We start from the raw sequence: 22,114 nt of genomic DNA on the forward strand, positions 1-22,114 counted from the left end.
CGACCTGCGGCTGCTCTCCTCCGGTCCGCGGGCCGGGCTCGGCGAGATCAACCTCCCGCCGGTGCAGGCCGGTTCGTCCATCATGCCCGGCAAGGTCAATCCGGTGATCCCGGAGGTCGTCAACCAGGTCGCCTTCGAGGTGATCGGCAACGACGTCACCATAACCATGGCCGCCGAGGCCGGACAGCTCCAGCTCAACGCCTTCGAGCCGATCATCCTGCACAGCCTGTCGGAGTCCCTCACCCACCTCCGCGCCGCCTGCCTCACCCTCGCCGAGCGGTGTGTGGACGGCATCACCGCCAACGAGGACGAACTCCGCTCGGCGGTGGAGAACTCCATCGGCCTGGTGACCGCGCTGAACCCTTACATCGGCTACACGGCGGCCACCGGCATCGCCAAGGAGGCTCTCGCCACCGGCCGGGGCGTGGCCGAACTCGTCCTGGAGAAGGGCCTGTTGCCCGCCGAGACCCTCGCCGGACTGCTGCGGCCCGAAGCTGTGGCGGGCAGAGGCCAGGTGCTGGCCTGACAAGGGAACGAACATGAGACTCCAGAATGTCAATGCCGTGATCACCGGAGCGTCGAGCGGGATCGGACAGGCGGTCGCCTCCCACTTCCGTCGCGAGGGAGCCGACCTCCTGCTCACCGGGCGGCGGCCCGAGCTGCCCGAAGCCCATCCGGGCGATCTCTACCTGGCGGGGGACCTGAACGACGAGAACTTCGTCTCCGAGCTGGCCGCCCGGGCGGCGGACCGCCTCGGGCAAGTCGGAGTGGTCGTCCTCTGCCATGGGCTCCAGGCGTCCGGCCCGCTCACGGACATGACGTACGACGAAGCGCGCGACGTGCTCCACAGCAACCTTCTGAGCTCGTTCCTGGTGATGAAGCACCTGATGCCGCTCGCGCCCGAGCCGGGAGCGTCGATGGTGTGCGTCAGCTCTCGCCTCGGCATGGTCGGCATGCCGAACCAGACCATGTACTCCGCCGCCAAGGGCGGCCTCATCGCCCTTGCCCGCGGCGCTGCCATCGAATGGGCGTGCCGCAACATCCGCGTCAACGTGGTCGCGCCCGGTCTGACCGCGACGCCGATCATCGAGGCCTCGTTCCAGCGGCGCCCCGACCCCCACGCCTACCGGCGGATGAGAGAGGACTCCATACCGCTCCGCCGGCTCGCCACACCCGAGGAGGTCGCCGACGCGGTTCTCTTCCTCGCCTGCCCGGAGTCGTCCTACATCACCGGTGCCGTCCTTCCCGTGGACGGGGGCTACACGGCGTTCTGAGCCCCGCGGTACGGGCGCCGGTCAAGCGCGTACCCGACGCGCGGCACGGCCGTTACCAGTCCGCGTCGTCCCATTGGTTCAGCAGGGCGTCGGCCATGTCCGCGTCGGGTTCGGCCGTCGTGCTGTGGAGCGACTGCTCGGTCCAGATCACCTTGCCGCGGGCCAGGTAGCGGGTACCCCACCGCTGCGTGAACTGGGCCACGAGGAACAATCCCCGCCCGCCTTCGTCGGTGTCGGCTGCCCGGCGCAGGTGCGGTGAGGTGCTGCTGCCGTCGGCGACCTCACAGATCAGGCTGGTGCCGTCGCGCAGTATCCGCAGCCGCCTCGGGAAGCTGCCGTAGCGGATGGCGTTGGTGACCAACTCGCTGATCACCAGTTCGGTGGAGAAGGCGAGCTCCTCCAGACCCCACTCCTCCAGACGGCGGGCGACCTCGGCACGGATTCCGGCGACCGCGGCAGGATCGCCGGGCACGTCCCAATCGGCGACCTGGGAGGGATCGAGCAGGCGGGACCGCGCGACGAGCAGGGCGATGTCGTCGCTCGGGCGGGCCGGCAGAAGTGCGTCGAGGACGGCCTGACAGGTTTCCTCCGGGGTCCGGCCGGGGCCTGCCAGGGCGTCGTGCAGCAGCGCGATGCCGGTGTCGATGTCCCGGTTCCGGTCCTCGACGAGACCGTCGGTGTACAGGACCAACCGGGAGCCCTCGGACAGGGTGAACTCGGCGCTCTCGAAAGGAAGACCGCCGCCCAGTCCCAGCGGCGGGGAGACCGGCACCTGCAACTGCTCGACCGTGCCGTCCGGGTGTACCAGAGCCGGTCCCGGATGCCCGGACCTGGCCAGCGAGCACAGGCCGGCCACCGGGTCGTAGATGGCGTAGAGGCAAGTCGCCCCTGTGATTCCCTGGCTGTCGTCCCCCTCGCTGTCGACCCGGGCGACCAGCTCGTCCAGGTGTCTGATCAGCTCGTCCGGGGAGAGATCGAGGGACGAGAGGGTGCGCACCGCGGTGCGCAGTCGGCCCATGGTGGCCGCGGCGTGCAGGCCGTGGCCGACCACGTCGCCCACCACCAGTGCGACCCGGGCCCCGGGCAGCGGGATGACATCGAACCAGTCGCCGCCGACGCCTGCCCGGGCGGGCAGATAGCGGTGGGCGACCTCGACGGCGGACTGGTCGGGCAGGGAGCGGGGCAACAGGCTGCGCTGCAGGGTCGCGGCCAGGGCATGCTCGCGGGTGTACCGGCGGGCGTTGTCGATGGCCATCGCGGCCCGGGCGGCCAGCTCCTCGGCGAAGGCCAGGTCCTCTTCCTCGAAGGCGTCCTGCTCCGCACGCCAGAAGTTGACCACACCCAGTACGACGCCGCGAGCCTGGAGCGGCACGGTGATCAGGGAGTGGAGGCCGCGCTCCAGGATGCGCCGGGCGCGTTCCGGGTCCTGGGCCCGCCAGCCGTGGGAAGCGGTCAGGTCGGCCTCGAGGACGGCGTGGCCGTGCTCGACGCCGACGGCCACGGGGCTGCTCGGAACGAAGCGGATGAGTTCCCCCACAGGGAAGAAGGGCCAGGCCCCGCCCACGCCGTGAACCGCCGTGCGGCGCAGTTCGGCGCTCTGCCCGACGGGCTCGTCCCCCTCCAGGACCGGATCCTGCAGGTCGACCGTGGCGATGTCGGCGAAGCGGGGGGCTGCCACCTCGGCCAGTTCCTCGGCGGTGCGCACCACATCCAGCGTGGTGCCGATCCGCACGCCTGCCTCGTACAGCAGGCGCAGCCGCTCTCTGGCCACGGCCGCCCGGCCCGTCAGTGCCTGCAACTCCGTGGTGTCGCGCAGCGTGGCCACACTGCCCCGCTTTCCGCCGTGCTGGTCGACGGGACGGATGTTGACCGCCAGCAGGTGGTCGCCGGCCAGGTGGACCTCGTCGGTGGCCGTCCGGCCCGAGAGCAGCAGTTCGGTGGTGCCCGTTTCCAGACCCAGCTCGGTGACGTGGCGTTGCTCGGCGTCCGTGGGCAGATTCAGCAGTCGCCGTGCCTCGTCGTTGGCCAGCAGCAGCCGTCCGTCACCGCCGATGATCAGTACGCCCTCCCGTACCGCGTGCAGCACCGCGTCGTGGTGCTCGTACATCCGGGTCATCTCGGACGGACCCAGGCCGTGCGTCTGCCGGCGCAACCGCCGTGACACCAGTGCCGTACCGCCCGTGACCAGCGCCAGCGCGCCGCCGACGGAACCGAGCAGGAGCGGCATCTGGCGCTGCACCACGGCATTCACGTTCTTGACCGTGACCCCAACCGACACCAGGCCGACGATCCTCTGTCCTCCGGTGTCGAAGACGGGGACCGTCGATTCCACGGCGAGGCCCAGGCTGCCTTCGAAGTCCTGGGTGAAGGGCCGGCCGGCGGCAGCCTCCTTGCGGAGCGCGAAGACGTGCTCCCCGATCAGCTTCGGGTCCGGGTGGGTCCAGCGGTAGCCCCGTGGATCGATCGCCACGACGAAGTCGACGCCCGTCAGCTTGCGCGTGTCCTCCGCGCGGGGTTGCAGCACGGCCGTCGGATCGGCGGACTTCATGGCGTCCACCGTGCCCGGGGCACGCGCGAAGGTCTGGGCGACTCCCAACGAGAGCCGGCGGGCCTCCTGCGTGCTCGACTGCCGGGCTTGCAGGACGAGCGCCACCCCCGCGGCAGCGGCGAACAGGATCACCAGAACCAGCTGCCAAAGGAACACCTGACCTGCGACGCTGCGCGCGTTCAGCACGGAACGCACACGGGTTCCGGGCGGCCGGGCAGAGGGCTTTCGGGGCCGCTCGTGCCGAGCGAAGATGCTGGTCCAATTCACGGGATGTCCCTCACGTCGCCCGGCAGGAGTCGGTGGCGGAGAGGGCAGGACCGGCCAGACCCCGGCCCCCTTCCGTGTCGTCTCAGGACCGCACCCATTCCTGCCAGCGCTTGGTCACGGCGTCCTTGTTCTCCACCCACCAGTCGACGTCCAGGTCGAAGCCGGTGTACAGGTGCTCCGGGGAGCTGGCCAGGTCCGCGGCGGCCCTGGAAAGGTACTTGTAGGCAGCGGGCACGACCGGGCCCATGGGGTAGGCCTCGGCGAGACCGGCCTGCACCTCGGGCCGCAGGGCGAAGTCGATGAGCCTGTAGGCGGCGTCGACATTCCGGGCGCCGATGGGGATGCCGAAGCCGCTGCTCTGCCGACGGGCGCCGTTCCACTGATAGGCGAGCGGTGCGCCCTGCTTGATGAGCTGGTTGGGGCGGCCGTGCCAGACACTGGAGGCCACGACCTGTCTGCGTTGCAGCAGCAGCCCCGGCGTAGCGCCGTCGATCCAGAACTCGCGCACGGCGCTCTTGATCCCGTCGAGCACTCGGAAGGCGCGGTCGATGTCGAGGGGATAGAGCCTGTCGTGGGCCACACCGTCAGCGAGAAGGACGAACTCCAGCTCCGGTGGGCCCGCGTCCGGGTCCTGCAGGGCCCGGCTGCCCGGGAACGCACCGGTGTCCCAGAAGTCCGCCCAGGACTGCGGCGTCTTCCCGCCGAAGGCGTCGGTACGGAACGCCATGACGCTGGCCCAGTAGTTCTTGCCGACGCCGTACGAGGTGAGCAGCGACTCGGCGATGCCGGCGTTCCTCGTGCTCTTCAGCCGGTCATAGTCGAGCTCCTGCGTGGCCTCGTCCACCGCGAAGCGTGCCAATGCGCTCATGTCGATGTCCATGACGTCGAACTGCGGGCGACCTTCCTTGATCTGCGCAAGGATCTGCGCGTAGAAGGGGATGTTGACCACGCTGACCTGGATGCCGGTCTCTTTGCTGAACGGCTCGTAGACCGCCGTGCGGTTCGCTGCACCGTAGGCGCCGCCGATGTCACGGACGACGAGGGTCTTGCTGCTCCCGGCGTCGTTGGTCTTCCGGTCGGCACGGCCTCCACATGCGGTGAACGACGTGGCGGCGGCGCCTGCCGCGACGGAGCCGATCCCGCGTAGGAACGCTCTGCGGTCGATTCTGACGTCCATCACCGTATGCCTCCTGCGAAGCCGGGTGCGAGGCCCGTCGACGCGGGCTGTTCGCGGGACGCCGCCGACGCTCGTCGCTTGGGCGGACGCCGGACCATGGGTCAGCCGGGGCGACGGTGAGCCGGGTCACGCCATGGTAGGGCCATGCGGTCACTGACGCCATGACCTGGCACTACACCGCGGCGACAGGAGGTCGGCGGACGGCGCCGCCGCGCCCGCGCCGGCGAAGTCCTGACCACCTGGACCTTCGAGCTGCGCAAGGCCACGGCCGTCGTCAACGCGCTCGACCACGCGGGCGCCGCCGAGATCAAGCCCCGCGTACTCAGCGACGTCACCCTCACCGGGAAGCCCCATGGCCGGTCGCCGGCCGTGCTGAGGACGGGTGCCGGATGGCACTTCGGCCATGACGCGTCCCCTGTGGGTGGCCATCTGCGCCCCATGGTCCCCGTGCCTCATGGAGCAGTACACACCGTCGACTGTCTGCCCGCCGGTGCGGGATGCGGTCCATCGCGAATCCGACCGAACCACCCACGCGTACTGCTTTCAGTACCGGCCTCTCCGTCAAGGATGCTGTTGAGACAATGGGTGTGCAGGGGCTCGACGTCAGTACGCCCTGTTCGGGCCGGGCGCCGTTGAGCTTGCGCACGACCGGGGGGTCGCTCCTCGTTCAGGCGAGGTCATGACGGCCTTCCCGGAGCTGCGCAATGACGTCGCCCAGGGGTGCGGCCATGGCCCGCCCGACGTTGGTCCAGTCGTCCTTGGCGTGGCCGAGGAGGTAGTCGCGCCGTTCCGGTACGCGCTCAGCGCGCCAGTTCGTGATCAGCGCGCGCAGCGTGAGTCGTGCCAGCGCGGCAATCGGCAGCAGCGGAAGTTCCCAGTCCTCGATGGGGCGTGCCCGTTCGTAGCCGGCGACGAAGGCGCAGGCATCCCGCCAGGGGTGATCCGGTGCCCGGCCGAGCAGGTTCGCCAGGGAGACAGCAGGGTCGAAGATCACGGCACTGCGCATGGTGTCACCGAAGTCGATGACGCCGGTGACGAAGTCGTCGCTTTGCGGATCCACCACAACGTTGTAAGGGCTGTAGTCGCCGTGGATCACTTGCGTTTCGAGATCATTCAGCCTCGGGACGATGGCTCTGTCGAAAAGCCGGAAGACCTCCTGAGCCAACTGACGGTGCTCGGTACTCGGCGTGTGCTCGACAAGTCCGGTCAGCTGGTGGAAATGCCGCAGGTCCCATACCAGCCCTCGTCGGTCCGCAGGGTGTTCAAATCCTTTCAGCGCCACGTCGACTCGTCCCAGCATCTCGCCCACCTGGGCGAGCTGTTCCGCGGTTGGATTCGTTCGTGCCAGGACCGGACCTTCGACGAAGTCGAACACCCGCAGGACTCGAGTCCTGCCGTCGTTCGTTTTGATGGCCACACGGTCGTCTCCGCCTACGGTCGGCTTCACCCGCTGGACCGGCAATTCCGGAGCGGCGCCTTGGAGAAAGCGCATCACGGCGGTCTGCAGAGCGACAACCATCTCTGCCTCGTCAGGGGGTGAAACCTTCACGAGGTAGTCGTTCGAGTCGGTCCTGAGCCTGAACGTGTCGTCCTTCTCCGTCGCCAGTCGATCGAGGCGTCCGCCGACGTGGTAACGCCTCTCAAGGAGGGCGCTCACCAGCATGACGTCGATGGGCTCGTGAGACGATGCCAGGCCGCTCTCCTCGAAGAGCCGTTGAGCGATTCTCATTGCCGGTGAGTTGTTCATGGTCAGTTCCTTGGCCAGCCTGCTACAGACGGTCCTTCGCGATCTCGGAGAAGGTCTCCAGGAATCGGGTCACATCGGCGGAGGTGAAGGCCAGCGGGGGACGGATCTTCAGAACGTTCGCCGCTTTGCCCGTGCCGCTGATGAGGATCCGACGGTCGCGCATGTCGTTGATGACGTCTTCGGTGCGTGAGCGGTCGGGCTCGAGCGTCTCCCGGTCCTTGACGAGCTCCACACCGACGTAGAGACCGCTGCCGCGTACCTCAGCCACGTAAGGGGAATCCTTCGTGATCTCCTGGAGCCCTGCGCGAAGATTCGTACCGTTCTCGAGAGCGCACTGCTGCACGTTCTCGTTCTCGAAGACATCCAGGACTGCGGCGCCGGCGGCCACAGGGATCGAGCTGCCGGCAAAGGTGTTGAAGTAGCGAACGTTCTGTCCGAACTCCTCGCAGACCTCGGGTCGGAAAACCACACCGGAGATCGGCAATCCGTTGCCCATCGGCTTACCCATGGTGACGATGTCCGGCAGCACGGCGTGGCGGGTGAAGCCCCACATCGACTCCCCGAGCCGGGCGAATCCCGACTGCACCTCGTCCGCGATGTAGACACCGCCGGCCGCGTGCACCTCCTCCACGACGGCCCTCATGTAGCCGACCGGGTCCGTGAAGATTCCATCGCTGGAGTAGGCGCAGTCGGTGATCAGCGCCGCGAGCCGGTAACCGTGGCGCTCGAGGTCGTCGATCGCGCCGCGCACCTGGTTGCGCATGTGCTCGGCGAGCGTGGATCCGGGCGCGACGAGGCGCGGGTCAGGAGGATCGATGAGCCGGACGTTCGGTCCCAGTGGTGATCCTGTGCCCAGAGTCGGCGAGAAGCTCGCCACCTCACGAGTGAGGCCGTGGTAGGCCCAGCGGGTCACGATGATGCCCTCACCGCCGGTGTGGAACCTCGCCACCCGCACCGCGAGGTCGTTGGCCTCCGACCCGCTGCACGCGAGACTCAGCTTCGACAGTTCCTCGGGGAAGGTCGCGAGAAGCCGCTCCGCATAGTCGACCAGCGACTCCTGGACGTAGCGGGTGTTGGTGTTGACTGCGGTCATCTGGCGGGAGACGGCCTCGGCCACGTGCGGGTGGGCGTGCCCGACGCACGGAACGTTGTTGTACGCGTCGAGGTAGTCGTAGCCGTCGCGGTCGATCAGGTGGGCTCCGTGACCGGAGACGAACTCGACCGGCTCCTTGTAGATGAGCGTGTAACCAGGACCGAGCACCTTGTCGCGGCGTCGGATGGTCTCCTGGAGGTGTTCGGGGAGCTCGCTCAGGCCGCCCGGATCGAACCGGTTGGGGTAGTGGGCGAGGGCTCGACTCAGCGTCGAAGTCATCGTGGGCACACCTTTCGGCCTGGTTCCGTCGGAGTTGCTCGCTGCTGTGGATGAGACCCTACCCATTTTTGGTTCCAGTTCCAACCTGAAACAATAAGCACCCCGAGTTCCTGCGGCTCAGGCGGTCCGACGCGCCGGCGTCAAGGCACTGACCGGGACCGTCAGCTCGGCGGCATGCCGTCAAGTCGCTCTGTGAGCGCAGTGGGTCCAGCTGTCAAGGTCGTTGGGGTCGTCCACAAGCGGCATGGCCGTTGATCGTCGCGGCCAAACCGGGCCCGGCTCACCCGGCGTATCGGGCTCGCTATGGTCATGAGGTGACCAGCAACCCCACATCGCGCGACTACAACAAGGCCTCGGTCCTTGATGTAGTCCTGACCCGGGCGCCCTTGACGCGGAACGAGCTCATCGAGCTCACGGGCTTGAGCAAGGCCACGGTGTCCCGAGCCGTAGAGGAGCTTCGGGCGGATGGCTTCGTCATCGACGGCGGAGTGGATGAGGTTGTCGGCCGCGGCCGCCGGTCCACCTATCTGGACGTGCCCGGCACGACCGGGCACGTCGTGGGCATCAGCTTCGGCGCGCAGACCACCTGCGTCCTCGTGACCGATCTGAGGGGCCGCGAGGTCCACCACGTGACGGTTCCGACCGAGGACCATGGCGAGGCCAGGGCCGGCGCCGAATGGCTGGTCGGCTTGATTGCGAAGGCCAGCGAATCCGCACAAGGACCACTGCGCCAGGTCGTCGCCGCGGTGCCAGGCCGGGTCCGGAACGGCAAGGAGATCTTCGGCCCGGCGGAGTCGACGAAAATCTTCACCGGCTCTGATCTTCAGCGAACCATTGAAGACCTGATCAACGCTCCCGTGCTCCTCGACAGTGACGCCAATGCGTCCTTGCTCGGGATCCTCACCAACGACGCCACCGTCAGGAACGCCGCGCTCTTCAGCCTCAGCACCAGCCTGAACTTCGCCAGCTGCACAGATCACGAGCTCGCCCGCGGGCGGACGCCCGCCTTCGGGGACATCGGTGTGCTCTCCTCCGGGGTTGACGATGAGATCCTCGATGAGTTGCTGAGCGCAAGAGGTCTTCTTCGCTTTGCTCGTGGGCGCGGACTCGAGCTGGAACGCATCGAAGACCTCTGGCTGGAACCGCACGAAGAGATGGCGCACGCCGAGGTGCTGGAAGCGTTCACCACGGCAATCGCGACTGCTGTCAGCGTCGTCGCCGTGATGCTGGACCCTGAATCCGTCTATTTCGTGGGTCGATTGCGCCCGCTTGTCGAAGCAGTGCTTCCCGAGGTGCGCAGGCGACTGGACCAGAGCCTTCCGGCGGTGCCAGAGATCAAGGCGATGGCGCAGGTGATCGGCCTGTCGACGGCAGAAGGAGCGGTGTACGCGTGCCTGACCATGGCTCAGGGCCGGCTACGAGACGCTGTGCTTGGGGCGCGTCGCCAGAGCCAACCCACAGAGCGATCCGCACCAGCCTTCTGACTCGGCCACCAAACCAACCCATGCTCGGTCACCGCACTCACCCTGTCCAGCGTCGTCAACCGTGCCACCGGACCTAGGGTGGGCGAATCGCCCTACGACACAGCAGGCCAACAGGTGAAAATCGCCAGCGTGCGCGGCGCCACCCTGCGCGACCAGCAAGTGACTTCGATGGTCTTGTGCCCCATCCACTCGGCGACATCCGTGAGGGCGATTCGGGGAGGTGAAGGGGTACGACGGTGCCTCGCTGCCGGCCCCCGAGCTGCCGCCGGTCCCTCTCAAGCCGCGAGGAAGGGTTCGCTGCGTCATTCCGGCCCCGGTGCCGTCATCCAGCGCCACTGGGTGAACTCTTCCAGGCTGGCTGTGCCGCCGATCCGGGAGCCGTTGCCGGAGACGCCCATGCCTCCGAAGGGGGCGTTCGCGGCGTCCTTGGCGCAGACGTCGTTGATGTGGACCATGCCGGTGCGCAGCCGCTCGGCGACAGCGACCGCCCTCGGCGCGGAACCGGAGTGCACGGCGGCCGTCAGGCCGTACGCGGTGTCGTTGGCGATCTCGACGGCCTCCGCCTCGCTGTGGAAGGCCATGACAGGGGCGACCGGACCGAAGATCTCCTCGATGAACACGGGCATGGCCCGGTCGACGTGGTCCAGAACGGTGGGCGGGTAGAAGAGCCCGTCGCGTCGGCCGCCCGTGAGCACCCGCGCCCCGGCGGCCACACTCGCGTCGACGATGCGCTCGATCCTGGTGGCCTGCCGCTCGCTGATGACCGGGCCGAGGCTGACGCCCTCCCCGCGGGGGTCGCCGACGAGCATGGCCCGCGCGTGCCCTGCCAGCGCGGCGGTGTACGCGTCGACCAGGTCGGCATGGACCAGGTGGCGGCCGGCGGCGACGCACGCCTGTCCCTGGTACCCGAAGGTGCTCACGGCCCCGGCCAGGGCGGCCGCCTCCACGTCCGCGTCCTCGAGCACGACGAGCGAGTTCTTGCCGCCGAGCTCCAGGGAGACCCGCTTCAGCCCTTCACTCGCCGTACGGGCCACCGCGCGTCCCGCCTCGGTGGAGCCGGTGAACGCGACCATGGCGACGTGGGGATCCGCCGCGACCGCCTGCCCGGTCTGCGCGCCGCCCGGCAGGACGTGCAGCACTCCGTCGGGCAGTCCGGCCTCCTCGAAGAGCCGCGCGATGAGGACACCCCCGGACACCGGGGTGAGCGGGTCGGGCTTGAGCAGGACGGCGTTGCCCAGCGCGAGGGCGGGCGCCAGCGCGCGCATCGCGAACAGCAGCGGCGCGTTCCAGGGGTTGATGACACCGACGACGCCGAGCGGCACCCGCCACGCCACGCTCGTTCCACCCGGGGTCTGAGGGGCCAGGACCTCACCCCGGGGCAGGGACGCCAGCCCGACGGCGTGCCTCAGTTGGGCGAGTGCGGCGGTGATCTCGTAGTCCCCCTTGGCGGGGACGCCGGCCGACTCGCGGACGATCCAGTCGCGGAAAGCGTCGCTGTGTCCACGAAGGGCCTCGGACGTGCGCAGCAAGACCTCGATCCGATCGGAAGGAGTTGCCGCGGCCCACTCCCCGGCGGCCCGGGCGGCCCGTGCGCCGGCCCGGGCGACGTCCGCGGGGGAGGCGATGCCGATGTCGGCCAGCGCGTCCCCAGTGGCCGGTTCGGTCACCTGACGGGTGCCGCCCTCGGACTCGTGCCAGCCCGAGCTGTAGATCTTTCCGGCCCACTCGGCCTGGTCCGGCCACCTCTCGCCGTTGACAGCCATGGATGCCGCCCTCCGCCCGGATCGGTGCCGCCGCCCTGCCATGAGGACCAGTCCGCGCAACCTGTCCCTCTTGATGTCCAGTGTCGTGACAAGTGAAGGTGCGGCGCACCTCGGGCTCCGGGCGCTCCCGGTCTCCGTGACACGCCCCTGGCCTCTTCCCACGCCCGCGGGCGGCTCACCGGATGCCCCAGTCGTCTGCCGACGGTGTTGCGCAGCGGACGGCCTTCGTCACGCCGGGTGAGAGGGGACGGAGGATGGCTGCATCTGACCTGCGTTTCTTATGGCACGGGTAGTTCTGTATCGCGCAACGAAACCATGACGCTCGGCCGTCCCGTGAACTCCTTGACAAGGGTTTGCGGGCGCCCTCAGACTGGCGTTGCGTTGACCGCAATCCGTTTCGCTATACGCACCGAGGTGTCATGATGATTCCCGCGTGCCGTCTCGTGGATCTGCCCCGAGGCGAGGCCCACAGGCTCGACATCGACCCGCCCGTCTCGGTCTTCCACACCGACGACGGCGAACTCTTCGCCATCGACGACACCTGCACCCACCAGGACGCCTCGCTCGCCGACGGCTGGCTGGAGGGCTGCGAGGTCGAATGCCCGCTGCACGCCTCGAAGTTCAACCTCAAGACCGGAGCCGTCGACGCCCCGCCGGCCAAGCTCCCGGTGCGCACCCACGAGGTCTTCGTCGAGGACGGCATGATCTACGTCCGGCTGTCCACGGCAGCCCCGAACCTGCCCCCTTGCGTCGCCGCCCGGCTCGCCGGGGGCGTGGCGTGAGGACAGTGGCCGTGGTGGGCGCGTCGCTGGCCGGACTGTCAGCGGCGCGCTCGTTGCGTAAACAGGGGTACGACGGACGGCTTGTCGTCATCGGCGACGAAGTCCACCGTCCTTATGACAGACCACCACTGTCCAAGGAGTTCCTGGCCGGCCGCATCGGCGAAGCCGAGCTCGCACTCGAGCCGGACGACGAGGACCTGCGGGCGGAGTGGCTGCTCGGTGCCCGCGCCACCGGACTCGACAGCGCCCCCCGCGCCGTGCGGCTCGCCGACGGCCGGGAGGTGAGAGCCGACGGCATCGTCATCGCCACCGGCGCTTCCGCCCGCATCCTGCCCGGCATGGACGGACTGGCCGGTGTGCACACCCTGCGCACCCTGGACGACGCCCGAGCCCTGCGGGACGAACTGGCCCTGGGCGGACGCCTGGTCGTGATCGGCGGCGGCTTCATCGGCGCCGAGGTCGCCTCCACCGCCTGCGCCCTCGGTCTCGACGTGACCATCGTCGAAGCCGCGCCCACGCCACTGGCCGGACCGCTCGGCGCGACCATGGGCGGCATCGTCTCCGCCCTCCACGCGGACCACGGCGTACGCCTGTTGTGCGGAACGGGCGTCAAGGGACTGAGCGGCGAGACCCGCGTCGACGCCGTCCTCATGGAGGACGGCCGCAGTGTCCCGGCCGACATCGTCGTCGTCGGGGTCGGGGCCCGTCCCTGCGTCGAGTGGCTGGCGGGATCCGGCGTCGAACTCGACGACGGCGTCAAGTGCGGTGCGGACGGCCGTACCAGCCTGGCCGGTGTGGTCGCGGTCGGCGACTGCGCCTCCTGGTACGACCCGCGCGCGGGCACCCATCGCCGCGTCGAGCACTGGACCGGCGCCCTGGAGCGCCCCGAGGCGGCCGTGGCGGCCCTGCTGTCCTGGGGTGAGTCCGAACCGCGCCTACCCCGGCCGCCGTACTTCTGGTCCGACCAGTACGGCGTGAAGATCCAGTTCGTCGGCAACGCGACGCGCGCCGACAGTGTGACGATCGAGGAAGGTGCCGCGCACGATCGCAACGTCCTGGCCGTCTACCGGCGTGCCGGACGCCCGGTCGCCGTACTCGGAATGAACCAGCCGCGACTGTTCACACGCTGGCGCAAGCAACTCGCGGCAAAGGCGTCCTGAACGAGGCCTCGACCGCATGTCCCGGCGTCACACCGGAGACCAGGATCGCCGCACCTCACGCACGTCGTCGAAGGCGGCGCGGCGGGCTCAGCCCAGGTAGCCCATCCGGTGGCTGATCTCGTCCGCGCCCTTGACCAGCACCGGAGCGAGTTCGTGCATACGGTCCTCGGTGAGCCGGTAGGCGGGCCCGGAGGCGCTGACCGCCGCGATGACCTCTCCGTCCCGGTTGCGGACCGGCGCGGCCATGGCGTGCAGCCCCACCTCGAACTCCTCCAGCGTCCAGGAGTAGCCACGCTCCAGAGCTTCGGTGAGGTTCTTCTCGAGTTTCGTCCTCGCGGTCAGTGTGCGGGGCGTCATCTTCTTCAGACCGGCGTTCGACAGCAGCGCGGCACGTTCCTTCGGCGGCATGTGGGCCAGCAGGATCTTGCCGCTGGAGGTGGCGTGCAGCGGTGTCAGCTGTCCGACCCAGTTGAACGCTGTGACGGCACCCGGACCACGCACCTGGTACAGGTTGATGGCGTACTGCTCCTGCATCACCGCGAGGTTCACGGTCTCGCCGATCTCGTCGGCGAGACGCTCGCAGACCGGGCGGCTCTGCTGGGTGATGTCGATGCGCCCGGTGACCGCGCCGGCGAGACGGACGATACCGAAACCGAGGCGGTACTTGCCGCGCTCGCCCGCCTGTTCCACCAGGCCGCGCACCTCCAGGGCACCGAGCAGCCGGAACGCGGTGGACTTGTGGACGTCGATCTCGGTGGCCACCTCACTGACGCCGGCCTCACCGCGCCGGGCCAGGATCTCCAGCACGGTGCAGGCGCGGTCGACTGACTGCACCCCGCCGGCCGGCGCACTTGTCGTTTCGGTATCCGGGTGGTAGTTGCTCACAGCGCAACTATACGGGCGATAAACATGGCCGACAGCGTGCAGGTCACGAGCTTGGCACCGCCGTACCCAGGTTGCGCCGTCCGCAACCTGGTGCGTATGGAGATGGCGGTACTAGCATGCCGCGCATTCTCTACGGCGCGAGCGAGACGAGGCCTCATGGCTCACTTGCAGTACGACTTCGTCATCGTCGGTGGTGGATCGGCCGGCAGTGCACTGGCCAACCGGCTCTCCGCGGACCCCGGCAACCGGGTGCTGGTCCTGGAGGCGGGCAGACCCGACTACCCCTGGGACGTCTTCATCCACATGCCCGCGGCGCTGACCTACCCGATCGGCAGCCGCTTCTACGACTGGAAGTACGAGTCCGAACCCGAGCCCCACATGGGCGGCCGGCGCGTCTACCACGCGCGAGGCAAGGTGCTGGGCGGCTCCAGCAGCATCAACGGCATGATCTTCCAGCGCGGCAACCCCATGGACTACGAGCGCTGGGCGGCCGACCCGGGCATGGAGGCGTGGGACTACGCGCACTGCCTGCCGTACTTCCGGCGGATGGAGAACTGCCTCGCCGCCGACCCGGACGACGAGTTCCGCGGCCATGACGGGCCCCTGGTGCTCGAACGCGGCCCGGGTGCCGGCCCGCTCTTCGAGGCCTTCCTCAAGGCCGCCGAGGAGGCGGGGTACGCCCCCACCGACGACGTGAACGGCTATCGGCAGGAAGGTTTCGCCCGGTTCGACCGCAACGTCCATCGCGGACGCCGCCTCTCGGCCGCCAAGGCATACCTCAAGCCCGTGCGGAAGCGCCCCAACCTCACCGTCACCACGCGCGCCCTGGTCACCCGCGTCCTCTTCGAGGGCAAGCGCGCCGTCGGTGTCGAGTACCGGCGTGGCCGCGCGAGACCCCAGCGGGTAGGTGCCCGCGAGATCATCCTCTGCGGAGGCGCGATCAACTCCCCGCAATTGCTCCAGCTTTCCGGTGTCGGCAACGCCGAGGAGCTGAGCGCGCTCGGCATCGACGTCGTACACGATCTGCCAGGTGTCGGCGAGAACCTCCAGGACCACCTGGAGGTCTACATCCAGTACGCCTGCGAGCAGCCCGTCTCGATGCAGCCGTATCTCGCGAAGTGGCGCGCCCCCTTCATCGGCCTGCAATGGCTCTTCCGTACGGGTCCCGCCGCGACCAATCACTTCGAGGCGGGCGGTTTCGTCCGCGGCAACGAGGAGGTGGACTACCCGAACCTGATGTTCCACTTTCTGCCCGTCGCGGTCCGCTACGACGGCTCCGTGCCCGCGGGGGGACACGGCTACCAGGTGCACGTCGGGCCCATGTACTCCGACGCCATCGGCTCGGTGAAGATCAAGAGCAAGGACCCGGCGGAGCACCCCGCGCTGCGCTTCAACTATCTGTCCACCGAGCAGGACCGCCGTGAGTGGGTCGAGGCCGTCAGAGTCGCCCGCAAGCTGCTCAACCAGCCCGCCATGGCCCCGTACAACGCCGGGGAGATATCGCCCGGGCCGTCCGTCGAGACCGACGAGGAGATCCTCGACTGGGTCGCCAAGGACGGCGAGACCGCCCTGCATCCCTCCTGCACCTGCAAGATGGGCACCGACGAGATGGCGGTCGTGGACCCGGCCAGTATGCGGGTGCGCGGAGTGGAGGGGCTGCGAGTCGTCGACGCGTCCGTCATGCCCTACATCACCAACGGCAACATCTACGCGCCGGTGATGATGATCGCGGAGAAGGCGGCCGACCTCATCCTCGGCAAGGATCCGCTGCCGCCGTCCACAGCCTCCTACTACCGGTACCGCGACGCACCGGCGTAACCTGCAGTTTTCAGAGAACCGGACGACCCGGAAACGAGAGGTTCCGGGCCTGCCGCCGTCGTGGTCTCCCGGCTGCCTCCTTGGCCGAAACGTCATGGGACAGCCCCTTGACGTGGGTTCCCGCCTTCTCCAAAGTGTTCCACCACAAGAAATACGGTGCGCGATGCGCAACGTGACGCGCTCGAAGGGCTCCCGACGTGGCAGAGCTGTACGTGGACGGAAAATGGCGGGATCCCGTGGCCGGAGGCCACCGGGAGATCCGCTGTCCCGCCGACGGCACGCTCGCCGTGACGGTGTCGGAAGGCACCCGCCCCGACGCCGAGGCGGCCATCGTCGCGGCCCGCCGGGCCTTCGACGAAGGGCCCTGGCCGCGCACCCCCGAGCGCGAGCGCGGCGCGCTCCTCCTGCGCACCGCCGACATCCTCGAACGCGACGCCGGCGCGTTCGCCCGTGCCGAATCACTGGACACCGGCAAGCGCCTGGTGGAGAGTGGCTACGACATCGCCGACGTCGTCTCCTGCTTCCGCTATTACGGAGGGCTCGGCGGCACCGACGCCGGCCGGGTGATCGACACCGGCCGGGACGACGCGGTCAGCCGCGTCGTGTACGAACCGATCGGCGTGTGCGGACTGATAACTCCCTGGAACTACCCGCTGCTCCAGGCGAGCTGGAAGGTCGCCCCGGCACTCCTCGCCGGCAACACGATCGTCCTCAAGCCCAGCGAGCTCACCCCGTCCACCTCGATCCTGCTGCTGAAGGCCCTGGCGGAAGCCGGGCTTCCGGACGGTGCCGGCAATCTCGTCCTGGGAACCGGACCCGAGGTCGGCGCACCGCTCGCCGAGCACCCCGCCGTCGACATGGTCTCCTTCACCGGCGGCCTGGACACCGGCAGACGCATCATGGCCACCGCCGCCGCGACCGTGAAGAAGGTCGCACTGGAACTCGGCGGCAAGAACCCCAACGTCGTCTTCGCCGACGCCGACTTCGAGACGGCCGTGGACTTCGCGCTCACGGCCGTCTTCCTGCATTCGGGACAGGTCTGCTCGGCCGGCGCCCGGCTGATCGTCGAGGACTCGCTGCACGACCGGTTCGTCGACGAGGTGGTCCGCCGCGCACGGCGCATCAGGCTCGGCGGCCCCTTCGATCCGCGGGCCGACACCGGAGCCCTGATCTCCGCACAGCATCTGGCGAAAGTCGAGGCCTATGTCGAGGCGGGTCTCGCCGAGGGCGCCGTCCTGCGCTGCGGCGGGGAACGCCCCAGCGACCCGGCCCTGGCCGGCGGGTATTTCTATCCGCCGACCGTGCTCGACGAGTGCGACCAGTCCATGCGCGTGGTGCACGAGGAGTCCTTCGGCCCGGTGCTCACCGTGGAGCGCTTCACCGACGAGGACGACGCGGTACGCATCGCCAACGACACCGAATACGGACTCGCCGGCGCCGTCTGGACGCAGGACGCCGGCAAGGCCCAGCGAGTCGCCCGCCGGCTGCGCCACGGCACGGTCTGGATCAACGACTACCACCCCTATGTACCGCAGGCGGAATGGGGCGGGTTCGGGCACTCCGGTGTGGGCCGGGAGCTGGGACCGACCGGCCTGGACGAGTACCGGGAGCCCAAACACATCTGGCAGAACATCCAACCCCGGCCGCAGCACTGGTTCCGCGGCTGAACGCCGAAAGAGGTCGAACATGACCCCAGCAACGACCGAGGCGCCGCGGCGGCGCGACACCCCCGAGGACCGGGCACCCACCCCGGTCATCTCCGTGCGCGAGCTGTGGAAGGTGTTCGGGCCGAAGGCGGACCAGGTGCCCCGCTCCGAGGAACTGCGCGGGCTCACCCGCCGCGAACTGATGGACCGCACCGGTTGCACCGCCGCCGTCCGCGACGTGAACTTCGAGGTCGCGCCCGGCGAGGTGTTCGTCGTCATGGGCCTGTCCGGCTCGGGCAAGTCCACCCTGGTGCGCTGTCTGACCCGGCTCATCGAACCCACCGCCGGCGAGATCCTCTTCGAGGGCGAGGACATCCGCGACGCCGACGCGGGCCGCCTGCGCGAACTGCGCCGCAGCAAGTTCTCCATGGTCTTCCAGCACTTCGGGCTGCTGCCGCACCGCCGGGTCGTCGACAACGTGGCGTTCGGTCTCGAGATCCGCGGCATGAGCAGAGCCGAACGCACCAGACGTGCGCTGGAGGTCGTCGAACTCGTCGGTCTCTCCGGGTACGAGAGTTCCTACCCCGACCAGCTCTCCGGAGGCATGCAGCAACGCGTGGGCCTCGCCCGGGCGCTGGCCGGCGACCCGGACGTGCTCCTTTTCGACGAGCCGTTCTCGGCGCTCGATCCGCTGATCCGCCGGGACATGCAGAACGAGGTCGTCCGTCTGCACCGCGAGGTGGGCAAGACGATGGTGTTCATCACCCACGACCTGTCCGAGGCGCTGCGGCTGGGCGACCGCATCCTCATCATGCGCGACGGACGGATGGTCCAGTGCGGCACCGGCGACGAACTCGTCGGTGCCCCCGCCGACGACTACGTACGCGACTTCGTCAGGGACGTGCCCCGCGGTGACGTGCTGACCCTGCGGTGGATCATGCGCCCGGCGGAACCCGACGACGCCCTGGACGGTCCCGAGCTGGGCCCGGACGTCGTCGTGAAGGAGGCCACCCGGGCGGTGCTCGCGGCCGAGAAGCCGGTCAAGGTCGTCGAGGACGGCAAACTGCTCGGCATCGTCGGCGACGAGGAGATCCTCGCGGTGGTCGCAGGGCAGGAAGGCGAGGCGTGATGACCGTCGCCGTGCGGAAAACGGAGGAGCCGGAGAGAACCGGGACCGAGGAGTCACCCGCTCCCGCCCGCCGTGCACGCACGGTCAGCCGCTCCGTGGTCGTGGCCGCGATCCTGCTGGTCTGGCTGGTGCTCTTCGCCGTGCTGCGCGGCAAGCAGACCCTGTCCCTCGCGGCGGCGGACCTGACCGATCTGCACCGGTGGTTCAACGACGTCAACGACTCGATCGGCGCGAACCGCAACTCCAACCCGCTCTTCCTCTACTTCTTCAACGAGATCCGCCTGGTCATCGACACCCTGGTGACCTTCGTCCAGGAGCTGATCTCGCAGCCGCCCCCGGGCCGCCCGGTTCCGCAGATCGGCTGGCTGGGGGTCGTCGGCATCGCCGGCTACGTCTCCTGGGCCGTCGGCAACTGGCGGGTCGCGCTGCTGGCCGTGGCCGGCTTCATCTTCCTCGGCCTGCAAGGGCTCTGGCAGGAGAGCATGGACACGCTGGCGCTGACCCTCTCCGCGGTCCTCGTGGCGCTGCTGTTCGCCCTCCCCCTGGGGGTGTGGGCCGGGCTGTCGGACCGGTTCAACCGGATCGTGACCCCGTTCCTGGACTTCATGCAGACCATGCCGACCTTCGTCTACCTGGCGCCCCTGACCCTGTTCTTCCTGATCGGTCCGGCCTCAGCCACCATCGCCACCGCGATCTACGCGGCACCACCGGCGATCCGCATCACCGCACACGCCATCCGCTCCGTGCCCGAAACCACCGTCGAGGCGGCGGACTCGATGGGCGCGACCCGGCGGCAGGCGCTGCTGAAGGTCCTGCTGCCGATGTCCAAACGGACCGTGGTGATGGGCGTCAACCAGACCATCATGGCCGCCCTGGCCATGGTGACCATCGCGGCCCTGATCGATGCCCCCGGCCTCGGCAAGACCGTCGTCCAGGCCCTGCAGTCGCTGGACGTCGGCACGGCCTTCAACGCGGGTCTGGCCATCGTCGTCATGGCCATCGTGCTGGACCGGGTCACCACCGCGGCGAGCGGACGGGCGGAGACGGCCCGGGGCTCGGGCAGTCCCTTCCTCAAGTGGCGGCGGCAACTGCTCGCGGCCGGGGGAGTGGCGGCGGCGGTGCTGGTCTACCTGTCGCACACGTATGTCTGGGCGGCCGAGTTCCCCGGCGAGGGCAGCGTCGGCAGCAGCATCTCCAGGACGACGACCGACGTGACCACCTGGGCACAGGACAACCTGGCGGGCCTGACCAACGCCTTCCGCGACGTTCTCACCAACGGCCTGCTCAACCCCTTCCAGACCCTGCTCACCGACTCCCCGTGGTGGCTGGTCGGCGCCGCCCTCGTCGCGGTCGGCACGGTGCTCGGCGGATGGCGCGCCGGGGCCACCGCCGCCGTGTGCGTGGGCCTGCTGGTCGGCACCGGTGTGTGGTCGGACGCCATGACGACACTGGCCTCCACCGCGGTGGCGACCGTGCTGGCGATGCTGCTCGGCGTCGTCCTCGGGGTGTGGATGGGGCGCAGCGCGCTCGTCGACCGGCTGCTCCGACCGTCCCTGGACGCCGCCCAGGTCATGCCGCCGTTCGTCTACCTCGTGCCGTTCCTCGCGCTGTTCGGCGCGACACGGTTCACGGCCATCGTTGCCGCCATCGTCTACGCGGCGCCCGTGGCCATCAAGATCATCGCCGACGGGGTGCGGGCCGTGCCCGAGACCACCGTCGAGGCGGCCACGTCCACCGGGTGCAGCACCTGGCAGCTCATCACCAAGGTCCAGCTGCCGATGTCGCGCGGCGCCCTGACCCTCGCGACCAACCAGGGCCTGATCTACGTGCTGTCCATGGTCGTCGTGGGCGGCCTGGTCGGCGCGGGGGCCCTCGGCTACGACGTCGTGGGCGGGTTCTCGCAGGGCCAGCTGTACGGCAAGGGACTGGCGGCCGGGCTCGCCATCGTCCTGCTCGGAGTCATGTTCGACCGGATCACTCAGGCAGCGGCTCGCCGCGCCGGCGCATAAAGGGAGCAGCAGACCATGGCACGACACTGGAGAGCCGGCGCGGCCGGCCTGGCCGTCCTCGGCCTCACCCTCACCGCCTGCGGGGGCGCGAAGGTCGGCGACGACAGCGCGGCCGGCTCGGGCAGCTCGGGCAAGTGCGGCACCTTCAAGCTCGCGATCAACCCGTGGGTGGGCTACGAGGCGAACGCGGCGGTCCTCGCGTACGTCGCCGAGCACGACCTCGGCTGCAAGGTCGAACAGAAGGACCTCAAGGAGGAGATCGCCTGGCAGGGCTTCGGGACGGGCGAGGTCGACGCCGTCGTCGAGAACTGGGGCCACGACGATCTGAAGAAGAAGTACATCACCGATCAGAAGACCGCCGTCGAGGCCGGTCCGACCGGCAACAAGGGCATCATCGGCTGGTACGTGCCGCCGTGGCTGGCGAAGGCGCACCCCGACATCACCGACTGGAAGAACCTCGACAAGTACGCGTCGAAGTTCAAGACCTCGGAGTCGGGCGGCAAGGGCCAGCTCCTCGACGGCGACCCGTCGTTCGTCACCAACGACGAGGCGCTGGTGAAGAACCTCGAGCTCGACTTCAAGGTGGTGTACGCGGGCAGCGAGACCGCGCTCATCCAGGCCTACCGCAACGCCGAGAAGAACAAGGAATGGGTGATCGGCTACTTCTACGAGCCGCAGTGGTTCATGTCCGAGGTGCCGCTGAAGAAGGTCAGCCTGCCCGAGTACAAGACGGGCTGCGACGCCGACGCCGAGAAGGTCGCCTGCGACTACCCCGTGTACGAACTCGACAAGATCGTCAGCGCGAAGTTCGCCAAGTCGGGCAGCCCGGCCTATGACCTGGTGAAGAACTTCACCTGGACGAACGACGACCAGAACACCGTCGCCAAGTACATCGCGGTGGACAAGATGGCACCCGAGGCCGCGGCGAAGAAGTGGGTCGAGGCCAACCGCGGCAAGGTCGACGCCTGGATCAAGTAGGGCGCGGGAACGCCCGTGTGAAACCCGTCGGGAAGGCCCGGCAGGCTGTGCTGTCAGCCTGCCGGGCCTCGCCGT

Annotated in this window: 16 protein-coding genes; 10 read left to right on the forward strand and 6 right to left on the reverse strand. The window is 69.0% G+C overall.

Annotation, left to right across the window (positions count from 1 at the left end):
• Both IE97_RS0130250 and IE97_RS0130255 read left to right on the forward strand, forming a co-directional pair.
• Positions 1-526, forward strand: a 526-nt coding sequence (locus IE97_RS0130250) for a lyase family protein (RefSeq protein WP_030247443.1), incomplete at its 5' end; no start/stop codon positions are given.
• Between the two features lie 13 nt (positions 527-539).
• Positions 540-1,274, forward strand: coding sequence for an SDR family NAD(P)-dependent oxidoreductase (locus IE97_RS0130255; RefSeq protein WP_030247445.1), 735 nt, complete (start codon positions 540-542; stop codon positions 1,272-1,274).
• A 52-nt stretch (positions 1,275-1,326) separates the two neighbouring features.
• Here IE97_RS0130255 and IE97_RS0130260 read toward each other — a convergent pair whose 3' ends face one another.
• From IE97_RS0130260 to IE97_RS0130275, 4 genes are all read right to left on the reverse strand, one after another.
• The gene (locus tag IE97_RS0130260) at positions 1,327-4,008 is read right to left on the reverse strand and encodes a SpoIIE family protein phosphatase (RefSeq protein WP_030247447.1); all 2,682 of its coding nucleotides are present in this window, start codon (positions 4,006-4,008) and stop codon (positions 1,327-1,329) included.
• A gap of 163 nt (positions 4,009-4,171) precedes the next feature.
• The gene (locus IE97_RS0130265; RefSeq protein WP_030247450.1) at positions 4,172-5,269 is read right to left on the reverse strand and encodes an ABC transporter substrate-binding protein; all 1,098 of its coding nucleotides are present in this window, start codon (positions 5,267-5,269) and stop codon (positions 4,172-4,174) included.
• A gap of 664 nt (positions 5,270-5,933) precedes the next feature.
• The gene (locus tag IE97_RS0130270; protein ID WP_234331875.1) at positions 5,934-7,013 is read right to left on the reverse strand and encodes a phosphotransferase; all 1,080 of its coding nucleotides are present in this window, start codon (positions 7,011-7,013) and stop codon (positions 5,934-5,936) included.
• A gap of 22 nt (positions 7,014-7,035) precedes the next feature.
• On the reverse strand, positions 7,036-8,385 hold the full coding sequence (locus IE97_RS0130275; RefSeq protein WP_030247454.1) for an aspartate aminotransferase family protein: 1,350 nt from the start codon (positions 8,383-8,385) through the stop codon (positions 7,036-7,038).
• Between the two features lie 314 nt (positions 8,386-8,699).
• On the opposite strand from IE97_RS0130275, the gene IE97_RS0130280 reads away from it, so the two are divergent.
• Complete coding sequence (locus IE97_RS0130280) at positions 8,700-9,869, forward strand: ROK family transcriptional regulator (RefSeq protein WP_030247455.1); 1,170 nt, start codon at positions 8,700-8,702, stop codon at positions 9,867-9,869.
• A 302-nt stretch (positions 9,870-10,171) separates the two neighbouring features.
• On the opposite strand, the gene IE97_RS0130285 is transcribed toward IE97_RS0130280, so the two are convergent.
• Positions 10,172-11,632: an aldehyde dehydrogenase family protein gene (locus tag IE97_RS0130285; protein ID WP_030247457.1), complete on the reverse strand. Its 1,461-nt coding sequence runs from the start codon at positions 11,630-11,632 to the stop codon at positions 10,172-10,174.
• Positions 11,633-12,051: 419 nt separating this feature from the next.
• On the opposite strand from IE97_RS0130285, the gene IE97_RS0130290 reads away from it, so the two are divergent.
• On the forward strand, positions 12,052-12,414 hold the full coding sequence (locus IE97_RS0130290; protein ID WP_030247459.1) for a bifunctional 3-phenylpropionate/cinnamic acid dioxygenase ferredoxin subunit: 363 nt from the start codon (positions 12,052-12,054) through the stop codon (positions 12,412-12,414).
• Positions 12,411-13,574: an NAD(P)/FAD-dependent oxidoreductase gene (locus IE97_RS0130295; protein ID WP_030247461.1), complete on the forward strand. Its 1,164-nt coding sequence runs from the start codon at positions 12,411-12,413 to the stop codon at positions 13,572-13,574. The genes IE97_RS0130290 and IE97_RS0130295 overlap by 4 nt, the downstream gene beginning before the upstream one ends.
• Before the next feature lie 87 nt (positions 13,575-13,661).
• Here IE97_RS0130295 and IE97_RS0130300 read toward each other — a convergent pair whose 3' ends face one another.
• Positions 13,662-14,408: an IclR family transcriptional regulator gene (locus IE97_RS0130300; protein ID WP_030247464.1), complete on the reverse strand. Its 747-nt coding sequence runs from the start codon at positions 14,406-14,408 to the stop codon at positions 13,662-13,664.
• Between the two features lie 207 nt (positions 14,409-14,615).
• On the opposite strand from IE97_RS0130300, the gene betA reads away from it, so the two are divergent.
• From betA to IE97_RS0130325, 5 genes are all read left to right on the forward strand, one after another.
• Positions 14,616-16,277, forward strand: a complete 1,662-nt coding sequence (gene betA / locus IE97_RS0130305; protein ID WP_030247466.1) for a choline dehydrogenase — start codon at positions 14,616-14,618, stop codon at positions 16,275-16,277.
• A gap of 197 nt (positions 16,278-16,474) precedes the next feature.
• Positions 16,475-17,944, forward strand: a complete 1,470-nt coding sequence (locus IE97_RS0130310) for an aldehyde dehydrogenase family protein (protein ID WP_030247469.1) — start codon at positions 16,475-16,477, stop codon at positions 17,942-17,944.
• A 19-nt stretch (positions 17,945-17,963) separates the two neighbouring features.
• Positions 17,964-19,052: a quaternary amine ABC transporter ATP-binding protein gene (locus IE97_RS0130315; RefSeq protein ID WP_030247471.1), complete on the forward strand. Its 1,089-nt coding sequence runs from the start codon at positions 17,964-17,966 to the stop codon at positions 19,050-19,052.
• Positions 19,052-21,061: an ABC transporter permease gene (locus IE97_RS0130320; protein ID WP_030247474.1), complete on the forward strand. Its 2,010-nt coding sequence runs from the start codon at positions 19,052-19,054 to the stop codon at positions 21,059-21,061. The genes IE97_RS0130315 and IE97_RS0130320 overlap by 1 nt, the downstream gene beginning before the upstream one ends.
• Positions 21,062-21,076: 15 nt before the next feature.
• Positions 21,077-22,039 carry an ABC transporter substrate-binding protein gene (locus tag IE97_RS0130325; RefSeq protein WP_030247476.1) on the forward strand — a complete coding sequence of 321 codons (963 nt, stop codon included), beginning with the start codon at positions 21,077-21,079 and terminating at the stop codon, positions 22,037-22,039.
• The last annotated feature ends 75 nt before the right edge of the window (positions 22,040-22,114 follow it).

Source organism: Streptomyces sp. NRRL S-455 (genome assembly GCF_000717875.1).
Classification (GTDB): Bacteria; Actinomycetota; Actinomycetes; order Streptomycetales; family Streptomycetaceae; genus Streptomyces.

What these genes read in the sequence shown, in the direction of transcription:
- IE97_RS0130325 (WP_030247476.1), top strand. Translation starts at nt 21,077, where the DNA reads ATGGCACGACACTGGAGAGCCGGCGCGGCCGGCCTGGCCGTCCTCGGC.
- IE97_RS0130315 (WP_030247471.1), top strand. Translation starts at nt 17,964, where the DNA reads ATGACCCCAGCAACGACCGAGGCGCCGCGGCGGCGCGACACCCCCGAG.
- IE97_RS0130270 (WP_234331875.1), bottom strand. Translation starts at nt 7,013, where the DNA reads ATGAACAACTCACCGGCAATGAGAATCGCTCAACGGCTCTTCGAGGAG.
- IE97_RS0130290 (WP_030247459.1), top strand. Translation starts at nt 12,052, where the DNA reads ATGATGATTCCCGCGTGCCGTCTCGTGGATCTGCCCCGAGGCGAGGCC.
- IE97_RS0130255 (WP_030247445.1), top strand. Translation starts at nt 540, where the DNA reads ATGAGACTCCAGAATGTCAATGCCGTGATCACCGGAGCGTCGAGCGGG.
- IE97_RS0130285 (WP_030247457.1), bottom strand. Translation starts at nt 11,632, where the DNA reads ATGGCTGTCAACGGCGAGAGGTGGCCGGACCAGGCCGAGTGGGCCGGA.
- IE97_RS0130275 (WP_030247454.1), bottom strand. Translation starts at nt 8,385, where the DNA reads ATGACTTCGACGCTGAGTCGAGCCCTCGCCCACTACCCCAACCGGTTC.
- IE97_RS0130320 (WP_030247474.1), top strand. Translation starts at nt 19,052, where the DNA reads ATGACCGTCGCCGTGCGGAAAACGGAGGAGCCGGAGAGAACCGGGACC.
- betA (WP_030247466.1), top strand. Translation starts at nt 14,616, where the DNA reads ATGGCTCACTTGCAGTACGACTTCGTCATCGTCGGTGGTGGATCGGCC.